At 75.6% G+C, this 21,203-nt stretch carries 20 protein-coding genes; 6 read left to right on the top strand and 14 right to left on the bottom strand.

What is annotated here, in order from left to right:
- Nucleotides 1-144: 144 nt before the first annotated feature.
- On the top strand, nucleotides 145-999 hold the full coding sequence (locus AC1050_RS06185; protein WP_482386483.1) for an SDR family NAD(P)-dependent oxidoreductase: 855 nt from the start codon (nucleotides 145-147) through the stop codon (nucleotides 997-999).
- Nucleotides 1,000-1,028: 29 nt separating this feature from the next.
- On the opposite strand, the gene AC1050_RS06180 is transcribed toward AC1050_RS06185, so the two are convergent.
- From AC1050_RS06180 to AC1050_RS06170, 3 genes are read right to left on the bottom strand one after another with little or no spacing between them, the layout of a single operon-like run.
- Nucleotides 1,029-1,475, bottom strand: coding sequence for an HIT family protein (locus AC1050_RS06180; protein WP_482386482.1), 447 nt, complete (start codon nucleotides 1,473-1,475; stop codon nucleotides 1,029-1,031).
- Between the two features lie 34 nt (nucleotides 1,476-1,509).
- Nucleotides 1,510-2,058, bottom strand: coding sequence for a DUF1697 domain-containing protein (locus tag AC1050_RS06175; protein ID WP_482386481.1), 549 nt, complete (start codon nucleotides 2,056-2,058; stop codon nucleotides 1,510-1,512).
- Between the two features lie 33 nt (nucleotides 2,059-2,091).
- A complete protein-coding gene (locus AC1050_RS06170) occupies nucleotides 2,092-2,655 on the bottom strand; it encodes an NYN domain-containing protein (RefSeq protein WP_482386480.1) in 564 nt (187 codons plus the stop codon).
- A gap of 155 nt (nucleotides 2,656-2,810) precedes the next feature.
- Here AC1050_RS06170 and AC1050_RS06165 point away from each other — a divergent pair, with 155 nt between their 5' ends.
- From AC1050_RS06165 to hemQ, 4 genes are all read left to right on the top strand, one after another.
- Complete coding sequence (locus AC1050_RS06165) at nucleotides 2,811-3,323, top strand: MarR family winged helix-turn-helix transcriptional regulator (RefSeq protein WP_482386479.1); 513 nt, start codon at nucleotides 2,811-2,813, stop codon at nucleotides 3,321-3,323.
- A gap of 144 nt (nucleotides 3,324-3,467) precedes the next feature.
- Nucleotides 3,468-3,965, top strand: a complete 498-nt coding sequence (locus AC1050_RS06160) for a flavodoxin domain-containing protein (RefSeq protein WP_482386478.1) — start codon at nucleotides 3,468-3,470, stop codon at nucleotides 3,963-3,965.
- A gap of 124 nt (nucleotides 3,966-4,089) precedes the next feature.
- Nucleotides 4,090-5,292, top strand: coding sequence for a ferrochelatase (locus AC1050_RS06155; RefSeq protein WP_482386477.1), 1,203 nt, complete (start codon nucleotides 4,090-4,092; stop codon nucleotides 5,290-5,292).
- Nucleotides 5,289-6,029 carry a hydrogen peroxide-dependent heme synthase gene (hemQ, locus tag AC1050_RS06150; protein ID WP_482386476.1) on the top strand — a complete coding sequence of 247 codons (741 nt, stop codon included), beginning with the start codon at nucleotides 5,289-5,291 and terminating at the stop codon, nucleotides 6,027-6,029. Before AC1050_RS06155 ends, hemQ begins: the two co-directional genes overlap by 4 nt.
- Nucleotides 6,030-6,093: 64 nt before the next feature.
- Here the strand turns inward: hemQ and AC1050_RS06145 are convergent, their stop codons facing one another.
- The 6 genes from AC1050_RS06145 to AC1050_RS06120 all read right to left on the bottom strand — a co-directional run bounded on the left by AC1050_RS06145 (nucleotide 6,094) and on the right by AC1050_RS06120 (nucleotide 11,790).
- Nucleotides 6,094-6,456 (bottom strand): META domain-containing protein, encoded by a 363-nt coding sequence (locus tag AC1050_RS06145; RefSeq protein ID WP_482386475.1) that lies wholly within the window; start codon nucleotides 6,454-6,456, stop codon nucleotides 6,094-6,096.
- A gap of 184 nt (nucleotides 6,457-6,640) precedes the next feature.
- Complete coding sequence (locus tag AC1050_RS06140; protein ID WP_482386474.1) at nucleotides 6,641-7,675, bottom strand: LLM class flavin-dependent oxidoreductase; 1,035 nt, start codon at nucleotides 7,673-7,675, stop codon at nucleotides 6,641-6,643.
- 78 nt (nucleotides 7,676-7,753) lie between these two features.
- Nucleotides 7,754-9,049, bottom strand: a complete 1,296-nt coding sequence (locus AC1050_RS06135) for a Glu/Leu/Phe/Val family dehydrogenase (protein ID WP_482386473.1) — start codon at nucleotides 9,047-9,049, stop codon at nucleotides 7,754-7,756.
- Nucleotides 9,050-9,191: 142 nt separating this feature from the next.
- The gene (locus tag AC1050_RS06130; RefSeq protein WP_482386472.1) at nucleotides 9,192-10,184 is read right to left on the bottom strand and encodes a M15 family metallopeptidase; all 993 of its coding nucleotides are present in this window, start codon (nucleotides 10,182-10,184) and stop codon (nucleotides 9,192-9,194) included.
- The gene (locus tag AC1050_RS06125; protein WP_482386471.1) at nucleotides 10,181-10,963 is read right to left on the bottom strand and encodes an aldo/keto reductase; all 783 of its coding nucleotides are present in this window, start codon (nucleotides 10,961-10,963) and stop codon (nucleotides 10,181-10,183) included. Before AC1050_RS06125 ends, AC1050_RS06130 begins: the two co-directional genes overlap by 4 nt.
- A complete protein-coding gene (locus AC1050_RS06120) occupies nucleotides 10,960-11,790 on the bottom strand; it encodes a helix-turn-helix transcriptional regulator (protein ID WP_482386470.1) in 831 nt (276 codons plus the stop codon). Before AC1050_RS06120 ends, AC1050_RS06125 begins: the two co-directional genes overlap by 4 nt.
- 112 nt (nucleotides 11,791-11,902) lie before the next feature.
- Here AC1050_RS06120 and AC1050_RS06115 point away from each other — a divergent pair, with 112 nt between their 5' ends.
- The gene (locus AC1050_RS06115; protein ID WP_482386469.1) at nucleotides 11,903-15,271 is read left to right on the top strand and encodes a proline dehydrogenase family protein; all 3,369 of its coding nucleotides are present in this window, start codon (nucleotides 11,903-11,905) and stop codon (nucleotides 15,269-15,271) included.
- 189 nt (nucleotides 15,272-15,460) lie between these two features.
- Here the strand turns inward: AC1050_RS06115 and AC1050_RS06110 are convergent, their stop codons facing one another.
- The 5 genes from AC1050_RS06110 to AC1050_RS06090 all read right to left on the bottom strand — a co-directional run bounded on the left by AC1050_RS06110 (nucleotide 15,461) and on the right by AC1050_RS06090 (nucleotide 21,075).
- Nucleotides 15,461-16,495 (bottom strand): LacI family DNA-binding transcriptional regulator, encoded by a 1,035-nt coding sequence (locus AC1050_RS06110; protein ID WP_482386468.1) that lies wholly within the window; start codon nucleotides 16,493-16,495, stop codon nucleotides 15,461-15,463.
- Between the two features lie 119 nt (nucleotides 16,496-16,614).
- Nucleotides 16,615-17,529, bottom strand: a complete 915-nt coding sequence (locus tag AC1050_RS06105) for a carbohydrate ABC transporter permease (protein ID WP_482386467.1) — start codon at nucleotides 17,527-17,529, stop codon at nucleotides 16,615-16,617.
- Nucleotides 17,526-18,626 (bottom strand): carbohydrate ABC transporter permease, encoded by a 1,101-nt coding sequence (locus AC1050_RS06100; RefSeq protein ID WP_482386466.1) that lies wholly within the window; start codon nucleotides 18,624-18,626, stop codon nucleotides 17,526-17,528. The genes AC1050_RS06105 and AC1050_RS06100 overlap by 4 nt, the downstream gene beginning before the upstream one ends.
- Before the next feature lie 106 nt (nucleotides 18,627-18,732).
- Nucleotides 18,733-19,995, bottom strand: coding sequence for an ABC transporter substrate-binding protein (locus AC1050_RS06095; protein WP_482386465.1), 1,263 nt, complete (start codon nucleotides 19,993-19,995; stop codon nucleotides 18,733-18,735).
- A gap of 573 nt (nucleotides 19,996-20,568) precedes the next feature.
- Nucleotides 20,569-21,075 (bottom strand): DUF2505 domain-containing protein, encoded by a 507-nt coding sequence (locus AC1050_RS06090; RefSeq protein ID WP_482386464.1) that lies wholly within the window; start codon nucleotides 21,073-21,075, stop codon nucleotides 20,569-20,571.
- Nucleotides 21,076-21,203 lie beyond the last annotated feature (128 nt).

Below are 21,203 nucleotides of genomic sequence, written 5' to 3'. Positions count from 1 at the left end.
GATCGGGCTGGTGGGGTGCGCGGCGCGCACCGCAGGTGCCGCCGTGACGACAACGTGCTGAGCAGCGACAGTATGCCGAGCCCGGGGCCCGGAGCGGCAGGGGTGCCCGCGCGAGCGGTCCCGGCGGTGCGCGACGATGGGGGCATGACGAGCCCCGTTCTCCCTGTGCCCCCCGTCGGTCCCGCCCCGCGCACCGCCCTCGTGACCGGCGCCGGCCGCGGCATCGGGCGCGGGCTCGCGCTGGGCCTGGTGCGCGCGGGCTGGGACGTCGCCCTGCTCGGCCGGACCCGGGCGCGCCTGGACGCGGTGGCCGAGGAGGCCCGGGCGGCCCGCGCCGGCGCGGTGGTGGTCGTCGAGCAGGTGGACGTCGTGGACCGTGCCGCCGTCGCCGCGGCGGTCGGGCGGGTCGAGGCGGCCTTCGCGGACGCCGGCGGGCTCGGGCTGCTGGTCAACAACGCCGGCGTCATCGAGCGCGCCGAGGTGGACCTGGTCGCCGACGACGTCGAGGACGTCTGGCGGGTGATCGAGACCAACGTGCGCGGGCCGCTGCTGCTGAGCCACGCCGTCCTGCCGGCGATGCTGGAGCGCGGCAGCGGCTACGTCGTCAACATCAACTCCGGGTCCGGTCACCGGCCGTCGTCCGTCTACACCGGCTACGGCATCAGCAAGGGCGCGCTCGCCCGGCTCACCACGATGCTCGACCGCCAGTACGCCGACCGCGGCGTACGGGTGCTCGACGTCGCCCCGGGGGTGGTCGTGACCGACATGACCCAGGCCATGCCGCTGCACGACGACCGCAGCGAGTGGACCCCCGTCGAGGCGACCGTCGAGCTGGTGGACGCGTTCGGCTCCGGCCGGCTGGACGCGCTGTCCGGGCGGTTCGTGCGCGCCGGGACGGACACGCCCGCGACGCTCGCCGAGGTCACCGAGCGGATCCTGGCGGCCGACGCCCGGACCCTGCGGCTCGCGCCGTACGGCGCGGACGATCCGGTGGCCTGAGCGCGACGCCGGCCCGCCGGTCGGCTGCCTCAGAGCGCGGGGGACCCCAGGGCCGCCGGCACGTGGGCCGCGTGCCCGGCGTCCCGCAGGGCGGCGCGCAGCCGCTCGGCGGCGGCGTCGAGCTGCTCCGCCGGGACGTCGGTGCGGGCGTTGGCGAAGCTGAGCTCGCCCTCGCCCCACGCGGGCAGCACGTGCAGGTGCAGGTGCGGCACCTCGAACCCGGCCGCCAGCAGCGCGGCGCGCGGGGCGTCCCAGGCCGCCTGCTGCGCCAGCCCGATGCGCTTGGCGACGCGGACCAGGTGCGCGAGCAGGTCGTCGTCCGCCTCGGTGAACGACGGCACCTCGTCCCGCGGCACCACCAGCACGTGGCCGTCGGTGATCGGGGCGATGGTCGCGAACGCGACGGCGCGCTCGTCGGCCCAGACGAACCGGCCGGGGATCTCGCCGGCGACGATGCGGGTGAACAGGGTGCTCATGGCCCCACGCTACCCAGGTCGCCCGGGCCGCCGGTCAGAGCCGGGACCGGACGGCCAGCACGGTGCGCCAGCTGCGGCCGGTGCCGCTGCGACCGGCGAGGCGGTCGAGCACGCCGGCGGTGACCCGGGACCGGCCGATGCCGTCCGGGTAGTGCACGTAGCCCTCGCGGCCGCGCCAGGTGACGCGCTCGCGGCCGTACGCCGACAGGTCCGCCGGGCCGTCGGCGGCCGCGGGGCCGTCCAGGAACACCACGACCAGGTGCGCCGGGTCGTCGGCCGCGGCCTGCGGGTACGGGTTCGACGCGACGACGTCGTCGAGCTGCGCGGCCGTGCGCACGGTCAGGGCGAACGGCCGCCCGAGGCGCTCGGCGAGGTCGGCCGTCAGGCGCGCGGCCAGCCCGTCCGGGGTGCCCGGCGACCCCGGCGCGGGCGTGAGCAGCAGGTTGCCGGTTGCGAGGTACGTGGCGACGTCGGCGTGCCCGAGGTCGGTCGCGGCCGCGCGCAGGTCGGCCATGGGCAGCGCGCCGTGCCCGCCCACGTTGACCGCGCGGAGCAGGACGACGACGCGCTCGGGTCCGGCCACGTGCCCACTGTGCACCCCGGACACCGGCCCGCGTCAGAGGTAGCGCAGCGGGTCGAACTCCTCGAGCGGGATGATCCGCAGCCGCGGCAGCGTGACGTTGAACGCGCGGACGTCGGACTCGAGGTCGAACGCCTGCAGGCCGCGCTCCGACAGGTGCGACAGGGCGGTGCTGGTGAACTCGCGGAACGCCAGCAGCCCGACGCGGCGGTCGCCGCCCAGCAGCGCCTCGATCTCGGGTGCGAAGTCCCCGTCGTGCGAGGCGAGCAGGACGTCGCCCTCGCGGTCGGCCAGCGCCTCCAGCGTGCGCTTGATGCCGATGTCGACGACCTTGCCCTCGCCGGCCAGCGGGATCGGCTGGTAGCCGATCGCCAGCAGCGCCTGCACGAACGACATCGGCAGCGAGCCGCTGGTCGCGTTGAGGAAGAACAGCCCCTTCGGCTGCTGCCCCCAGGTGCGGTGCGCGAACTCGAGCACCCGCTCCCAGCGGGGTCGCTGCTCCGGGGTGGGGCGGCCGTTGAGGATGGAGGAGCCGAGGGTCGCGTCGATGTTCTCGCCGTCGACCAGCACGTACGTCGAGCGGACGCCGTCGTTCTGCATCGGGCCAGCGTAGGGGAGGACCGGGCCGTGCGGGCGCAGGCGGGGCGCAGGCTGGCGCAGGCGGCGCGGCCGGGCGCGCCCGTCGGAACACGTGCGGGTGCGCCGCCGTTGCAGGAGGGTAGATGCGAATGCATGGACCGACGGACGGAGCAGCGATGACGGCGCAGGAGCAGGCGACGGTCCCGGCGACGGACGCGGCGCCGGTCGACGTCCGGGCCGCCGCGACCGCGTGGGAGGAGCTGTTCCGGGCGCAGGTCGCGATCATGCGCCGGCTGCAGCGCGACCCGATCTGGGACCGGGTGTCGCTGCGCGAGTACGACGTGCTCTACACGCTGTCGGACGCGCCGGACGGGCTGCGGCTGCGGGACCTCGGCGAGTCCAGCCTGCTCAGCCAGCCCAGCCTGAGCCGCATGGTCGAGCGGCTCGAGGAGGCCGGCTGGGTGCGCCGTGCGCCGGCCGCGGGCGACGGGCGCGGCGTCGTCGTCGCCCTCACCGAGCAGGGCGCGGCGCTCCAGCGCGAGGTCGGCCGGCGGCACGTGCAGGCGATCGCGCACTACGTGGGCGGGGCGCTCGGCCCGGAGCAGCTGGCCGCGCTGACCCGCGTGGCGGGCGACCTGCGGGCCGCGCAGGCGGGGATCGCCGACCTGGACCGGTCGCCGGGCTCCTGACCCGGGCGGCGGGCGGGGGACCTCCGGCCCACGCCGGGACGCCTGTCGCACCGGACGATGGATGACGGCGGATCGGACCGGGCAGGGGCACCGGTCGACCGCCACGAACCGCTGGAGGGCAGAGCGTTGCAGATCCTGGTGACGGTGGCCTCGCGCCACGGTGCCACCGCGGAGATCGGCTCCGCGATCGCCGACGTGCTCCGTGCCGACGGGCACCACGTGGTCGAGGCCGCACCGGAGCAGGTCGCGGACGTCGACGCGTACGACGCCGTGGTCCTGGGCTCGGCGGTGTACACCGCGCACTGGCTGCCCGCCGCCCGCGACCTCGCCGCGCGGCTCGCAGCCGGGCTGCGCGAGCGCCCCGTGTGGCTGTTCTCGTCCGGTCTGGCGACCCAGCCGGCGGCGCGGGCCAACAGCCCGCACGAGCTGCTGGCGCTCGCGCGCGACATCGGCGCGCAGGGGCACCGGGCGTTCGCCGGCCGGCTGGTGCGGTCCGACCTCGCGTTCGCCGAGCGGGCCATCATCGCGGGTGCCCGGGCCAAGGAGGGCGACCACCGCGACTTCGCCGCCGTCGAGGCCTGGGGGCGGGAGATCGCCGAGCACCTGCGGGCGACCGCGGCCCCGCACGCCGCCTCGGCCTGACGTGCGTGCGCCGGCACGCCGGACGGTGCGCGCCGGCGGATCTGACATGACGTCGTGACAACGTCACGTCTGGGGGACCCGGTCCTCGACGGGCCGGTCCTGGCGACGATGGGATGATGGGGCGGTGTCTTCCCCCACCCTGACGGTGTCGTCGCTCGCACCGTACGACGCCGTGCTCCTGCTCTCGTTCGGCGGCCCGGAGAAGCCCGAGGACGTCCTGCCGTTCATGCGCAACGTGACGCGCGGCAAGGGCATCCCCGAGGAGCGCCTGGTCGAGGTCAGCCAGCACTACGCGCTGTTCGGCGGCCGCAGCCCCATCAACGACCAGAACCGCGCCCTGCTCGCGGCGCTGCGCGCCGAGATGGACGCCCGCGGCATCGGCACCCCGCTCGTGTGGGGCAACCGGAACTGGGAGCCCTACACCGAGGGCGCCCTGGACGGGCTGCGCGCGGACGGTGCGGGCCGGGTCCTGGCGCTGGTCACCAGCGCGTACGGGTCGTACTCGGGGTGCCGGCAGTACCGCGAGCACGTCGCCCAGGCGCTCGCGGGCGTGGCGGGCCTCGACGAGACGCCCCCGGACGCCGAGGCGGCCGCGGGGGTCCGGGTCGACAAGCTGCGGCACTACTTCAACCACCCCGGCTTCGTGCGCGCCAACGCCGACGCCGTGGTCGAGGCGTTCCGGGAGCTGGCCGAGCGGACCGGCCGGCCCGTGGCCGAGCTGGTCGCGCAGGCGCCGCTGCTGTTCGTCACGCACTCGATCCCGCTCGCCATGGAGGCCGGCTCCGCCGCCGCGCGGCCCGGCTACGTCGCGCAGCACGAGGACGCCTGCCGGCAGGTCGCCGCGCTCGTCGAGGCCGACCTGGGCGTCGCGCCGGCGTGGAGCCTCGCGTTCTGCTCCCGGTCCGGGCCGCCGTCGCAGCCGTGGCTCGAGCCCGACGTCAACGACGTGCTGGCCGAGCGCGCCGCGGCGGGCACCACCGCCGTCGTGATGTCGCCGATCGGGTTCGTCTCCGACCACATGGAGGTCGCCTACGACCTCGACACCGAGGCGATGGCCACGTCGCGGGACCTCGGCATCACCGCCGTCCGCGCCGGCTCGGCGTCCACCCGGGCGCCGTTCGTCGCCGGCCTGGTCGACCTGATGGTCGAGCGCGCGGCGGCCGAGCGCGGCGAGGACCCCGAGCGGGTCACCGTCGGCGCGCTCGACGCGTGGCCGGACCGGTGCGCCGTCGGCTGCTGCTTCCAGCGCGCGGGCGTCGACACCGGCCTGCCGACGATCAACCAGCAGCGGGGGCACGACACCACCGAAGGAGCAGCACCGCGATGAGCACGACCAGCACGGCCCCGGAGGGCGGGCACAGCCCCGAGACCGCCGACGAGATCAACGCCGCCATCCGGTACGCGATGTACGCGGTCTTCGAGACGTCCTCGTCGCTGCCGGCGGACGCCGCGGAGCGCACCCGCGTCGTGGACGCGGCGCTCGCCGCGCTGACGGGCCCGGACGCGCCCGAGGGCCTCGTGGTCCGCGGCTGGTACGACGTCGCCGGCCTGCGCGCCGACGCGGACCTCATGGTGTGGTGGTGGGCCCCGACGATCGAGGCCGTCCAGGAGGCGTTCCACCGGCTGCGGGCGAGCGAGCTGGGCGAGCACCTGCTGCCCGTCTGGTCGGTCGCCGCGATGCACCGGCCGGCCGAGTTCAACCGCGGCCACGTCCCGGCGTTCCTCGCCGGCGAGGAGCCCCGCGACTACCTGTGCGTGTACCCGTTCGTGCGGTCCTACGAGTGGTACCTGCTGAGCGACGAGGAGCGCCGCGAGCTGCTCCGCGAGCACGGCCACGCGGCCCGCGACTACGCCGACGTCCGCGCCAACACGCTGTCGGCGTTCGCGCTCGGCGACTACGAGTGGATCCTCGGCTTCGAGGCCGACGAGCTGCACCGCATCGTCGACCTCATGCGCGACCTGCGCGCCACCGGCGCCCGCCGGCACGTGCGCGAGGAGGTCCCGTTCTACACGGGCCCGCGCGTCGAGCTCGCGGACTGGGCCGAGCGCCAGCCGCGCGGCTGACCGGCCGCGCCGGCCCGACCGGGGGTGGACCTGGCACGAGGTGCCCGGACCTGCCGGGACGCGGTCAGGCCTCGGACGACCCGGCGGGGGCGGGCAGCAGGCGGCTGACCCGCCCCGCGCCGTCGGTGAGCTCGAGCGCGCCGTCCACCAGGGCGACGCGCAGCGGCCCGGTGAGCAGGTCCAGCACCGCGCGCTCGCGCGCCGTGTGCTCGGGCGTGCCGGCCATCAGCGTCGTCACGACCGGGCCGAACGTCAGCGTGCCGTCGGCGAACGACCACGTGCCCCGCAGCCGGTTCACGCCGCCGGTGCCGTAGACCTGGCCGTCACCGGCGAAGGTCAGCTCCGGGTGCGCCCGCTCGGGCCCGTCCTCCAGCCCCACGCCCGCGACCTGCACGAACCGCCACGTCCCGCCGACCACGTCGTCCATGCCGCCGATCCTGGCACGCCACGGCGCACGCCGCCGCCCGCGGTCTCGCGCCGTCTGCCGGTCTCGCCCCGGCCACCGTTTCTCGCGTCGCCCACCGTTTCTCGCTCGGCACCCCGCCGCGAGCGCGGGGTGCCGAGCGAGAAACGGTGGGCCGGGCGAGGGCCGCGGGCGGCGGCGCGCCCGGTCACCAGGCGGCGGCGAGCGCCTCCAGGGTGGCGATCCGGTCGGCCACGTCGTGCGTGGTCCCCGTGACGATCAGCTCGTCGGCGCCGGTGCGCGCGACCAGCTCCCGCAGGCGCTCCGCGGCGCGGTCGGCGGTGGTGGCGACCTGGGTGCCGGCGACGCGGGAGAAGAACTCCCGCGCCTGGTCGGGGTCGATCGTCGCGAGCAGCTGCTCCGCGTCCTCGGGCGTCTCGATCGGCGCGAGCGCACCGCGGGTGCGCAGCCGCAGCGCCATCACCTTGCTCGGCCCGGCGAGCCACTCGGCGCGCTCGTCCGACTCGGCGACGACCACCGACGCCGACACCATCAGGTGCGGGGCGTCCAGCACGGCCGACGGCCGGAACGACGCGCGGTAGACCTCGGCGGCCTGGGTGGTGATGCCGGTGCCGAAGTGGTGCGCGTAGGAGAACGGCAGGCCGAGCTCCCCGGCCAGCTGCGCGCTGAACGTGGACGACCCGAGCAGCCACACCTCCGGGGTGCTGGTCGGTGCCGGGGTCGCGGTGAGCCGGCTCGCGGCGGCGCCGGGCGCGCGCCCCGCGGGCAGCTGGCCCAGCAGGTGCAGCACGTCGAGCAGCTCGGCGGGGAAGTCCTCCGCGCCCAGGCCCTCGACGGTGCGGCGCAGCGCGGCGGCGGTCGCCTGGTCGGCGCCGGGGGCGCGGCCGATGCCCAGGTCGACGCGGCCGGGGTGCAGCGCCTCGAGCATCGCGAACTGCTCGGCGATCACCAGCGGCGGGTGGTTGGGCAGCATGACGCCGCCGGACCCGAGCCGGATCCGCTCGGTCGACGCGCCCAGGTGCGCGAGCAGCACGCCGGGGGAGGTGGACGCCACGGCCGGCATCGAGTGGTGCTCCGCGACCCAGAACCGGCGGTACCCGAGGGCGTCGGCGCTGCGGGCCAGGGCGGTGGAGTCGGCGAGCGCGTCGGCGCTGGTGCGCCCGGTGCCCACGGGGGCCAGGTCGAGGACGGACAGCGGGACGGGGTTCGGCTCGGTGCTCACACCTGCGCCAACGCGGCCTGGCCGGTGCTGCTTCCCGGCCCGGCCGCGTCGTGCCTCACAGCCCCCGGGCCCGGTCGGTCACGGGTAGAGCCCGCGCAGCAGGTGCGCCTCGGCCACCCGCCGCACGCCGATCACCAGCGCGGCGTCGCGCAGCGTGATCCCGTCGGCGCGCGCCCGCTGCGCGACGGCCGCGTAGGCGGACCGCATCCGGTGCTCCAGCCGGTCCTCGATCTCGCGCTCGGTCCACCAGTACGCCTGGTTGGCCTGGACCCACTCGAAGTACGACACCACCACGCCGCCCGCGTTGGCGAGGATGTCGGGCACCACGACCACCCCGCGCTCGGCCAGGACGCGGTCGCCCTCGCTCGTGGTCGGGCCGTTCGCGCCCTCGACCACCCAGCGCGCCTTGACGGTGCGGGCGGTCTCCGCGTCGAGCACGTCCTCGGTGGCGGCCGGGATCAGCACGTCGACGTCCAGGGCCAGCAGCCCGGCGTTGTCGATCGGGTCGCCGCCCGGGAAGCCCGCGACCGTGCCCGTGGTGGCGACGTGGGCGTGCAGCGCCGCGACGTCCAGGCCGGCCGGGTTGTGCACGCCGCCCTCGGCGTCGCTGACGGCCAGCACCCGGACGCCGCCCTCCGCGAGGAACCGCGCCGCGTGCGAGCCGACCTTGCCGAAGCCCTGCACGGCCGCGGTGACCTCGGACAGCTCCACGCCCGCGTCCGCCAGCGCCGCGGACGTCGCGTGCACGACGCCGCGCGAGGTGGCGGTCGCCCGGCCCAGCGAGCCGCCGACCGCCAGCGGCTTGCCGGTGACCACGGCCGGGATCGTGTAGCCGGAGTTCACCGAGTACGTGTCCATCACCCAGCTCATCGTCTGCTCGGTGGTGCCGACGTCGGGCGCCATGATGTCCCGCTCGGGGCCGATGATCGGCATCACCTCGGAGGTGTACCGCCGGGTCACGCGCTCCAGCTCCGCAGCGGAGTACTGCCGCGGGTCGATCGCGACCCCGCCCTTCGCGCCGCCGTAGGGCAGCTCCACGACCGCGCACTTCCAGGTCATCCACATGGCCAGCGCGCGGACCTCGTCGATGTCCACGCCCGGCGCGAACCGCAGGCCGCCCTTGCCCGGGCCGCGGGAGATGTTGTGCTGCACCCGGTAGCCGGCGTGCAGCTCGATCCGGCCGTCGTCGCGGCGCAGCGGCACCGCCACGTGCAGCTCGCGGCGCGGGGTGGCGAGCATCTGGTGCAGGCCGTCGTCGAGGCCGAGCAGCTCGACGGCGGACGAGAGCTGCGCGAGCGCGGTCGTCAGGGGGGAGGTGCGCGCGGCGGTCGCGGGGGTGGGCGACGCGTCGGGCACGGTGTGCGTGGCGGACATGCGGGTGCCTCCTGGGCGGTCCGGCGGCCCAGGTCGCGGCCTCGCTGCCGCTCCCGTCAGGTGAGCCTCCGGGTTCGCCCGCCACTGTGCCACAGCGGCGCCGGGGTCACCGGTCGCTCCGCCGGGACCGCGCGCGGGCGTGTCAGGACGTGCGGCCGGGGCCGTACTCGAAGTGCCAGTACTCCGCGTACGGCTGCCCCTGGCGCACCCGTGCGGGGGCGTACCAGCCGTAGGCAGGACCGTTCGCGACCAGCCAGTCGTACCGCGCGGTGCCGAACCCGTAGGTGCCGGGCCACTCCTGGACGTCCAGCGCGGTGCCGAGCCCGTGCGAGGAGGTCCCGGGCGCCGCGGCGAGCCCGCCGAACGCGGCCTTCATCGCGACCTGGTCCTCGTAGGACCGGTAGGTGAGGTCCAGGTCGAGCGGGGCGCCGAACTGCGCGCTGAACGCGGCGTTCAGCGCGGTCAGCGCGTCCGCGGCGTCGCACCGCAGGTACTGCGCGAACCCGAGCTGGTCCGTGCCCCACGGCACCAGGCACATGCTGGACATCGGCATCCGCCCGTTGGACCCGTCGCCGTCGGCGGTGGGCACGGAGGTGACCCACAGGACGTTCCCCGCGGCGTCGACCGGGCGGCCGTCGACGTAGCCCGCGATACCGGGGTCGGCGGGCCGGCCCCCGGGTGCCGCCCCGGCCCCGTCCCGCGCAGCGGCCTCCTGCGCGGCCCGCTCGGCGGCGGCCTGCTCCGCCGCGACCCGCGCGGCCTCCGCGGCGGCCGCCTGCTCCTGCGCGAGGCGGGCGGCCTCGGCCGCGGCGGCGGCCTGCTCGGCGAGCTGCTGCACGCGCTCGGTCCCGCGCTGCGCCGCGGCCTCGTCGGCGGCCGCGTCCCGCTCCGCCAGGAAGTCGTCCTCGGCGCGCGCGAGATCGGCGGTCAGGCCGATCGCCTGCGCGCGCCGGTCGTCCTCGGCCGCGCGTTCGCGACCCGCGTGCAGCTGGACGCCCGCGACGGCCACGGCGGCGACGAGCAGCGCGCTCGTCGCCGCCGCGACCACGGCGCGCGCACGCCCAGCCCCGCCGGGGCTGCTGCGCGCGGCGCGCCGCTCCCGTCGGGTCGGGGTGTGCTGCTCGGGCTCCGTCACCTGCCGCCCAGGGTGTCGATCCGCGCGAGCTCGTCCGCGGACAGCGTGAAGTCGAGCGCCCGGAGGTTCTCGGCGATCCGCTCCGGGTTGACCGACTTCGGGATGACGACGATGCCGTGGTCGATGTGCCAGCGCAGCACCACGTGCCGGGTGGTGACCCCGTGCGCCTGCGCGACCTCGGTCAGCACCGGGTCGTCCAGGTCGGTGCGCTTGAACGCGCTGTAGCCCTCGATCGTGACGCCGCGCTCGGCGTGCTGGGCGACCAGGTCGGCGTCCCAGTCGGACGGGCTCCACGGGATCTGGTTCACGGCGGGCGCCTCGCCGGTGGCGGCGATCAGCTCGTCGATCTGCGCGATGGAGTAGTTGGACACGCCGATCGAGCGCACCAGGCCCTCGTCGCGCGCGGCGATGAACTGCTCCCAGGTGGCGGGCGTCGCCTGCTTGTTCGGCGGCCAGTGGATCAGCCACAGGTCCAGGTGGTCGGTGCCGAGCTCGGCCAGCGACTCCATGAGGGTCTGGCGCTCGCGGCCCGCGTGGTCCGGCGGCAGCTTGGTGGTGAGGAACACCGCGTCGCGGTCCATGTCGCGCAGGGACAGCGCGCGGCCGACCTGGGCCTGGTTGCCGTAGCCGGTGGCGGTGTCGATGTGCGTGTAGCCGTGCTCGAGGGCGGCGACCACGGCGCGCTCGGCGTCGCCGCCCTCCGCCTGCCACGTGCCGAGGCCCAGCAGCGGCATCTCGCCGCCGGGCAGGGTGATGGTGGGGATCTGGGGGTGGGTCATGCGTCCATCGTCACCCAGGTCGCGGCGCGCGGCCACGCCAGCGCGTCCGGGCCGGTGAGCGCGGCGGGGCCGCGGGCGCCGCGGCGGAACTGCGCCGGGGTCTCGCCGGTCAGCCGGCCGAAGGTCCGGGTGAACGAGGCCTGGTCGTAGAACCCGGCCGCCGCCGCCACCTCCGCGAGCGGCAGCGGCGACGCGGTGAGCAGCGCGGCGGCGTGGTCGAGCCGCGCGCGCAGCACGTACTGCTGCGGGGACAGGGCGTACACGCGGCGCACCCGCCGGTCGAGCGTGGAGGCGGAGCAGCCCGCCGCCTCGGCCAGCTCCGCGACGGTCGGCGGGTCGGCGAGCCGGTCCTGCACGAACGCCGCCACGCGGGACAGCGCGGCGACCGTGGCCGCGTCGGCGTCCCCCGCGCGCAGCGCCTGGGAGATGCTCACCAGGCCCACGACCGTGCCGGCGTCGTCGCGCACCGGCTCCTTGGACGTGAGGTACCAGCCCGGGGCGCCGCCCGTGCGCCGGATCAGCTCGAGCTCGCGGTGCAGCGCCCGGCCCGTGTCCAGCACGGACCGGTCCTGCGCGTCGTACCGCTCGGCCAGGTGCGGCAGGAACAGCTCCGCCGCGGTGCGGCCGACCACCGCACGGCGCGAGCGCTCGGGGGTCCGGCGCACGAACGCGTCGTTGACCACCACGTACCGGCCGGTGACGTCCTTGGCGCAGAACATCGTGCCGGTCAGGTCGTCGCACAGCCGCAGCAGGGCGGGCGTGAGGGCGCGCAGCAGCGCGCGGGCCTCGGGCGAGGCGGCGGTCGGCAGGGCTGGACGGCGTTCCATGTCGCCAGGCAGCGTAGGTGGTGCGCGTGACGGGCTCGTGTCACGGATCCGCCGCCGTGGACCGGACGATGGGTGCAAGACGGGCGCGGCCCCGCCAGGGAAGGATCCCGCCATGACGACGACCGACCACCCGGCCCCCCGCGCCGGGGACGCCGCACCTGCCGCCGACGCGCTCCTCACCAGCGAGGCCGTGGCCCTCGCCCACCGGTGGATGGCCGCCACCGCGGCCGACGAGACCCCCGCCGAGCGGCGGGCCACCGGCCGGCTCGCCGCCCTGGTGGCGGACCCCGCCGGCCTGGAGATCGCCGTCCGGTTCGTGGACCGGGTGGCCCGCCCGCAGGACGTGCGGGTCGCCGCCGCGGAGCTGGCCGACCTGGGGGACCGCGCCGCCGACGCCGCCGGGTTCCTCGGCGTGGCGGACCGGGCCCTGCTCGGCCTCGGCGCCCGCGTCGCGCCGCTGCTGCCGGCCGCCGTGGTCCCGGCCGCGCGGATCCGGCTGCGTCAGCTGGTCGGCCACCTGGTCGCCGACGCCGGTCCGGGCCTGGCCCCGCACATCGCGCGCGCCCGGGCGGACGGCTTCCGGCTGAACCTCAACCTGCTCGGCGAGGCCGTCCTCGGCGAGGACGAGGCGAACCGCCGCCTGCAGCGCGTCACGGAGCTGGTCGCGCGCCCCGACGTCGACTACGTCTCGGTGAAGGTCTCGGCCGTCGCGAGCCAGCTCTCGACCTGGGACACCGAGGGCAGCGTCCGCCGCGTCGTGCAGCGGCTGCGCCCGCTGTACCGGGCCGCCGCCGAGCACGGCACGTTCCTCAACCTGGACATGGAGGAGTACCGCGACCTCGCGCTGACGGTGCGGGTGTTCGACGAGCTCGTCTCCGACCCGGCGGTCCGCGACCACGAGTTCGGCATCGTGCTGCAGGCCTACCTGCCGGACACCTCCGACGCGCTGGAGGAGGTCACCGCGATCGCCCGCCGCCGGGTCGCGGCCGGCGGCGCCCGGCTCAAGGTGCGTCTGGTCAAGGGCGCCAACCTCGCCATGGAGCAGGTCGAGGCGGAGCTGCACGGCTGGGCGCAGGCCCCGTACACCGGCAAGCCCGACGTCGACGCGCACTACGTCCGCCTGGTGCGCCAGGCGCTCGCGGCCGACCGCACCGACGCGCTCCGGGTCGGCGTCGCCAGCCACAACCTGTTCCACGTCGCCTACGCGCACCTGCTCGCGAAGCAGCGCGGCGTCGGCGAGGCGCTGGACATCGAGATGCTGCAGGGCATGGCGCCGGCCCAGTCCCGTGCCGTGCAGCGCGAGGTCGGGCAGGTGCTGCTCTACACGCCGGTGGTGGCCAAGCAGGACTTCGACGTCGCGATCTCCTACCTGGTGCGCCGCCTGGAGGAGAACTCCGCGCACCAGAACTTCCTGCACGCCCTGTTCGCCGAGTCCGGCGTCGACCTGTCCGAGGTCGACCGCGGCATCGGGGGCCAGGAGCAGGCGTTCCTCGCCTCGGTCGCCCGGGCCGCCACCGTCCCGACCGGGCGCCGCCGGCTGCCGCGCGCCGAGTCCGACGCCGCGGCCGGCCCGGTCGGGCCCGGCGCGTTCCGCAACGCCGCCGACACCGACCCGGCCGTCGCCGAGTCGCGGGCCTGGGCGGCACGGCTGGTCGCCGAGGACGTCGAACCGCCCGCCGGGGCCGTCACCGTGGCCACCGAGGCCGAGGTGGACGAGGTCGTGGCGCGCGCCGTCGGTGCCGCACCGGCCTGGGCCGCCCGCACGCCCGCGGAGCGCGCCGCCGTGCTGCGCCGCGCCGCGGACGAGCTCGAGGCCGCGCGCGGCGACCTGGTCGCCACGATGGTGCACGAGGGCGGCAAGACCGTCGCCGAGGCCGACCCCGAGGTGAGCGAGGCCGTCGACTTCGCGCGGTACTACGCCGACCGCGCCGACGAGCTGGCCGACGGCACCGTCCCGGGCGCGCTGTTCCGCCCGCACGGGGTCACCGTGGTCACCCCGCCGTGGAACTTCCCGGTGGCGATCCCGGTCGGCTCGGTGCTCGCGGCGCTCGCGGCCGGCTCGCCGGTGCTGATCAAGCCCGCGCCCCAGACCCCGCGCTGCGTGCGCGTGGCCGGCGCGGCGATCCAGCGCGCGCTCGACGCCGCGGGCGTCACCGAGCCCGCGCTGCAGGTCGTGCTGTCGCCCGAGGGCGAGGTCGGCCGCCGGCTGGTCACGCACCCGGACGTGGCGCGGGTCCTGCTGACCGGGTCGCTCGAGACGGCGCAGCTGTTCGCCGGCTGGCGGCCCGACCTGGACGTGCTGGCGGAGACCTCCGGCAAGAACGCCCTGATCATCACGCCGTCCGCCGACGTCGACCTGGCCGTCGCGGACCTGGTGCGCTCGGCGTTCGGGCACGCGGGCCAGAAGTGCTCCGCGGCGTCGCTGGCGATCCTGGTCGGCTCCGCCGGCACCTCGGACCGGCTGCGCCGCCAGCTGGCGGACGCCGTCACGTCGCTGCGCGTCGGCTGGTCGGACGACCTCGGCACCACGATGGGGCCGCTGGTCGAGCCCGCGTCCGGCAAGCTGCTCCGCGCGCTGACCACGCTCGACGAGGGCGAGGGCTGGCTGGTCCGGCCCCGGAAGCTCGACGACGAGGGCCGGCTGTGGACGCCCGGCGTCAAGCACGGCGTGCGCCCCGGCTCGTGGTTCCACCTGACCGAGTGCTTCGGCCCCGTGCTCGGCGTGATCCGCGTCGACACGCTGGACGAGGCGATCGCGGTGCAGAACGCCGTCGCGCTCGGCCTGACCGGCGGCCTGCACTCGCTGGACGAGGCGGAGATCGCGCACTGGCTGGACCGCGTCGAGGTCGGCAACGCCTACGTCAACCGGCACATCACCGGCGCCGTCGTGCAGCGGCAGCCGTTCGGCGGCTGGAAGGCGTCCGTGGTCGGCCCCGGCGCCAAGGCGGGCGGCCCGTCGTACGTCGCGCAGCTCGGCACCTGGGCGGACGACGCCGAGGTCGCGGCGCTGGACGACGACGCGTGGGTCGCCTGGGCGCAGCAGGACGACGCCCGCTGGTGGGGTGCGGAGTTCGGCGTCGCGCACGACCCCTCGGGCCTGGCGGCGGAGGAGAACACCCTGCGCTACCGCCCCGTGCCGCACCTGACCGTGCGGGCCGGGGCCGACGCCCGCGAGCGCGAGCTGCGCCGCGTGCTCACCGCCGCGCGCACCGCCGGGGTACCGGTGACGGTGTCCCGCGCGGCGGACGAGCCGGACGAGGCGTTCGCCGCGCGGGTCGCCGCCGGCGAGGTGACCGGCCGGGTGCGCGTGGTCGGCACCGCGCCCGGGCTGCGCGCCGCGGCCGTCGCCCGCACGGGCGAGGTGACCGTGCTCGACGCGCCCGTCGTGGCGAGCGGCCGGCGCGAGCTGATGACGGTCCTGCGCGAGCAGGCGGTCAGCCGCACCCGCCACCGGTTCGGGCACATCGACCCCACCCGCTGACCCGCGGGCGAGCCCCCCCTGACCGCACCCGCCCGGCGCCCTGACCGCCGGGCGGGTGCGCTGCCCGACGCGCCCGCCGGGCGAAGGCCTGCGCCGAGGTCGAGGGTCTGCGGCGAGGTCGAGGGTCTGCGGGACCGGTCGGGCGACGGACCCTCGACCTCGGCGGGCCGGTGCGCCCGGCGGGACAGGTCAGGCGGAGCCGCGGACGACGAGCTCCGGGGCGAAGATCTGCGCCGACGCCCGGGAGGGGCGGCCCTGGAGCTGGGCGACCAGCTCCTCGCCCGCGGCCCGGGCCATCGCGATCACCGGCTGGGTGACGGAGGTCAGGTGCGGCTTGGTCGTCGTCGCGAGGCCGGAGTTGTCGTAGCCGACCACGGCGACGTCGCCGGGCACGTCGCGGCCCGCCTCGGCGAGCACCGGCAGCGCGCCCGCGGCCATCAGGTCGGAGGCGATGAACACCGCGTCCACGTCGGGGTGCCGCGCCAGCAGCTCGCGCGCCGCCGCGGCGCCGCCGTCGACCGTGAAGTCGCCGTGCACGACCGCGTCGGCGGGCAGACCGGCCGCGGCCAGCGACGCGCGCCAGCCGGCGAGCCGGTCGATGCCGGCGGACATGTCGGCGGGGCCGGCGATGGTGCCGATCCGCCGCCGGCCGATCGCCACCAGGTGATCGGTGGCCAGCCGGCCGCCGAGCACGTTGTCGGTGTCGACGACCGCGGCGCCCTCGCCGCCCGCCAGCGGCCGGCCGATGAACACGGTCGGCAGCATCGAGCTCTGCAGGGCGCGGTCGATCGCGTCGTCCCGGTGGTGCGAGACCACGATGGCGCCGTCGACGTGGCCGGCGCGCAGGTACCGGGCGGTGCGCTCGGACTCGCCGGGCCGGGCGATCACCAGCAGCAGCTGCAGGTCCGACGCGGCGAGCGGCGTCGAGACGCCGTTCAGCACGCCGGCGAAGAACGGGTCGGACAGCACGCGCTCGTCCGGCTCGGGCACGATCAGCGCCACCGAGTCGGTGCGCCGGGTGACGAGCGAGCGCGCGGCCCGGTTCGGGGTGTACCCCAGGTCGGAGACGGCGGCGGCGACGGACTCCATCGCCTCCGGGGAGACGCGCAGGCCGCCGTTGATGGCGCGGGACGCCGTCGACCGGGAGACGCCGGCGCGCTCGGCGACCTGCTCGAGCGTGGGGACCGGGTGGGTCACCGACGGGATGGCTGACTGGTCGACCACGGTCGATCGCCCCCTGGAGGTGGTGAGTGGGTGGCGGGCGCGCGGCGCGGGTGCGCCGCCGACGCAGCGCGGTCCCGCGCGGGGGCCCTGGGCCGGACCCCCGCGCGGAATCGTATCGGTCAGCCCTTGACGGCCCCGGCCATGATGCCGGCGACCAGCTGGCGGCCCGCGACCACGAAGAGCAGCAGCAGCGGGATGATCGACAGCACGACGCCGGCCATGATCAGCGGCAGGTCCTGGAAGAACCCGGCCTGGAGCAGCTTCAGCGCCACCGGCAGCGTCGGGTTCTGGGCGCCGAGGACGATGGACGGCCAGAAGAAGTTCGTCCACGACGTGATGAAGGTGAACAGCGCCAGCATCGCCGCGGCGGGCCGGGCGGCGGGCAGCGCGATGGACCAGAAGGTCCGGAACATCGAGGCGCCGTCCACGCGCGCTGCCTCGATCAGCTCGTACGGCAGGGCCGAGTCGAGGTACTGGGTCATCCAGAACACGCCGAACGCCGTGACGGCCGCCGGCAGGATCACCGCGAGCAGGTTGCCCGTCAGGCCGAGCTCGCGCATGACGATGTACATCGGGACGACGCCGAGCTGGGTCGGCACCGCCATCGTCGCGATCACGAACACCAGCAGCGGTCCCCGGCCGCGGAACCGCAGCTTGGAGAACGAGTACCCGGCCAGCGTCGAGAAGAACACCACGGAGGCGCTCGTGACCAGGGCCACGACCAGCGAGTTGACGGTCGCGCGCACCAGGTCGATGTCGGCGTCGAACACACGCTGCAGGTTGGTCAGGAACTCGCCGCCCGGGATGAGCGAGGGCACCGGGTTCTGCGCCACCTCGGCCGACGTCGACGACGACAGCAGGAAGGTGAAGTACAGCGGGTACGCCGAGATCAGCAGGAACACCCCGAGGACGACGTAGGTCACCCAGCCCGGGCGCCGGTCGGCGCCGCCGCTGTCGCCGCGGCGGCGACGGGCCGCGCGGGCCGCGCCCTTGCCGGCGGTCTGCTCGATGACGGGGAGGGACGGGGCGCTCATCGGGGGTCCACCTCGATCGGGGCGGCCGCGGGCACCGCGGCGTCGGAGGTCCGGGTGATCCGGCGCTGCAGGTCGCGGGACCGGCCGCGCTGCTGCTTGCGGGCGGCCCTCGCGGACCGGCTCATGTCGTCCGCCGACGCGATCCGCCGGGTCAGCCAGTTGTTGATCAGCGCGAACACGATGATGATCAGGAACAGGATCCAGGCGACGGCGGCCGCGCGGCCGAGCTGCTGCTTGTTCCAGCCCAGCTCGTACAGGTAGAGCGTGACGGTCTTCCACTGCCCGTTGGACCCGCCGAGGCCGGTCGCGTCGTACATGCGCGGCTCGTCGAAGATCTGCAGGCCGCCGATGGTCGAGGTCAGGATGACGAAGATCATCGTCGGGCGGACCATCGGCACGGTGATGGAGAAGAACTGCTTGACGCGGTTGGCGCCGTCGAGCGTCGCGGCCTCGTACATGTCGCGGGGGATGGCCTGCATCGCGGCCAGCAGGATCAGCGCGTTGTAGCCGGTCCAGCGGAAGTTCACCATCGACGCGATGGCGATGTGCGAGGCGAACGCGTCCTTGTGCCAGCCGACCGGGTCGATGCCGATCTGGCCGAGCAGCGTGTTGATCATGCCCGAGCCGTCGGCGAACATCTGCGAGAACACCAGGCCGACGGCGACCGGCGCGACGACGTAGGGGAGCAGCACGCCCATCCGCCAGAACGTCTTGGCGCGCAGGTTCGCGTCGAGCATCGCCGCGATGACCAGGGCGGCGACGATCTGCGGCACGGTCGACAGCAGGAAGATGCTGAAGGTGTTGCGCAGCGACTTCCAGAAGAAGTCCTGGCCCAGCACGAAGGTGAAGTTGTCCATCCCGACGAACTCGCCCCGGCCGCCGATCAGGCTCCACTCGTGCAGGGAGACCCAGCCGGTGTAGATCAGCGGGAACAGGCCCACGACCGCGAACAGCAGGAAGAACGGGGAGATGTACAGGTAGGGCGAGAGCCGCACGTCCCAGCGGCCGAGCGTCTGCCGGAAGCCGATCTTCCGGGGCGGGCGGTCGTCGTCGCTGAGCGGTGCCGCGCCCCTCGGGGGCGCCGTCTGGGTGGCCATGGGGTTCCTTCGTGCGGACGGGTCGGGCGGGGCCGGGCGCGTCGGTGCGTGCCCGCGGTCGCGGGCCGGGCCGCCGGGATGCTCCCCGACGGCCCGGCCCGGTGCGTCAGCCGATCGCGGCGACGGCGTCCTCGAAGCCCGTCCAGGACTCGTCGGGGGTCATCGACTTGTCGACGTCCACGCGGTTGAACGCGTCCGACAGGCCGGTGCGGATGGTGAAGTAGTTCTCACCCTTGAACGGCTGCGTCGCGATGCCCGCGGCGCGGTCGGTGTAGATCTGGCCCGTCGGGGCGTCGTTGAAGAACTCGCGGGTCATGCCCTGGAGCTCCTCGGACTGCTGCGCCTCGATCTGGCTCGGGAAGTTGCCGTTCACGCCGAACGCCTTGAGCTGCTGCTCGGGGGCGGTCAGCCAGTCGGCGAGGGCCTTGGCCTCCTCCGGGTGCTCCGACATGGTCGGGACCGCGAGGAACGAGCCGCCCCAGTTGCCGCCGCCGCCGGGGAAGACGTTGGCGATGTCCCAGCCCTCGACGCCCGCGGCGTTGCCCTCGATGTTGCCGAGGAACCAGGCCGGGGCCAGCGCGACCGCGAAGCCGTCGCTCTGGAAGGCGCTCGTCCAGTCGGCCTCCCACTGCTTGAGGCCGGCGGACTGGTCGGCGTGCGACAGGATCGTGTCGTACATGTCCCGGATCTCCGGGTTGTCGAGCGCGGTGATCTCGCCGGACTCGGGGTCCTCGAAGGGCGCCTCGATCTGGTTGATCATGCCCTGGGCCACGGCGTCGGCCGAGTCGAAGAACGCCGGGCCGGTGCCCGCGGCCATGAACTGGTCGCCGACGGCGAAGAAGTCGTCCCAGGTGGCGTCGTCGCCCCCGAACAGCTCGGCGACCGCCTCGCGGTCCGTCGGCAGGCCCGCGGCGGCGAACATGTCGGAGCGGTAGGCGATGGCCTCCGGGCCGATGTCCGTCGGGTAGCCGAGCAGCGCGCCGTCCTGCGAGGTGGCCTGGTCGAGCGTCCACTGGTTCCAGCGGCCCTCGACGCTGTCGCTGGTCAGGTCCACGAACTGGTCCGAGTACTGGATGATCTGCGGCATCCAGTCGACCTCGACGCCCACGACGTCCGCGAGGCCCGAGCCGGCACCGAGCGCGGTCTGGAACTGCTCCTTGGCGTCGTCGGACTTGCCGAACTTGTTGTGCTCGATGGTGATGTTCGGGTTGAGCTCCTGGTACTCCTCCAGGAGGTCCTCGTAGCCGAACTGGTTGAACGTCGAGATGGTCAGTGTGACGTCGCCGCCCTCCTCGCCACCGCCGGCGGTGTCGTCCGACCCGCCGCCGCACGCCGTGGCGAGCAGCGCCACACCCGTCGCTCCGGCCACGGCCACCCACGTCTTCCGCGTGCTCCTGCGCACTGTGACTCCCTCGTCAGCGGGCGGCGTCGTCGCCGCCTCCATCGGGGACGCCGGCACCGGCGTCCGTTCGTGGAATCGCTCCCAGGTGGAACTGCGGGAGCGCTTCCACGCCTGGGTCGCACCCTCCCGTCACGGGGTGAGGGGTGTCAAGCCGATGTGGTCCGATCGGGCCGTGGAAGCGATCCCATGACTCCATCGCCGCAGGTCAGGGCGTTGCGGCCGCTGAACGCGTTACGGAATCGTTACGCCCTGACCGGCTCGGTGCGGCCCAGCGAGGTGGCCCCCGAGCCGGGACCCACGCCCAGGCCCCGCGTCGTGACCCGAGCCGGGACCCACGCCCAGGCCCCGCACCGTGGCCCCGCCCCGTGGCCCCGAACCGGGACCCGCACTCTGGCCCGCGCCGTGGGCCACCCGCGAGGTCGTCACATCACGACGAGGTCGTCACGTGGACGTGACGACCTCGCCCGGACGTGACGACCTCGCCCGGACGTCACGACCTCGCGCCCGGGCGCGCCTCGGCGCCGAGGCGAGGGTGCGGCGTCAGCCCTGGGGGTGCGCGGCGACCCAGTCGCGGGCGACGGCCTCCTCGGCCTGGAGCGCGGCGCGGACCGCCTTGGACGCGGCCTCCTCCACCGCCGCGCCGAACAGCGGCACGTTCGCCTTGAGCTCGCCGTCGTAGGTCACGGCCGACCCGTCGGCGGTCGCGGTCAGCGCCACGGTGCCGGTGAGCCGGACGGGAGCGCCGGCGATCTCCACCGCCACGGTGCCGGTGCGGGTGCCGTCGGCCGCGGCGGGCTCCCACGCCTCCACCTCGCGGACCTCGAGCCGGGAGCCCACGAACGCGCGGACGTTCGGCGGGATCTGATCGGTCGGCAGCGACCGGCGGGTGGTCACGGTGAACGCGCCGTCCTCGCCCGGGGCGACGTCGACGACCTGCTCCTCGGCGCCGCTCGCGCGGACCTTCGCGCGCACGTAGCCCGGGTCGGCCAGCATCACCCCCGCCGCACGGGGGTCGGTGGGGACGGGGACGGTGACCTGCAGGTGCACGACGACGGGTTCCTTCCGAGGTGCGCGGGTGACGCGACGGGTGTGCCGAGGGTATCGGGCGCGGCCCGCGCGCGCGTGGCGACGGGTGCCTCGCGCGGACGGAGACGCGGCGGTGCGGGTGTGGACGG

The sequence above is a fragment of the Cellulomonas sp. NEAU-ZC6 genome, from assembly GCF_056844425.1.
Note: the sequence above shows the minus strand (reverse complement) of the source record. Positions and strands in the feature narration are given on the sequence as shown.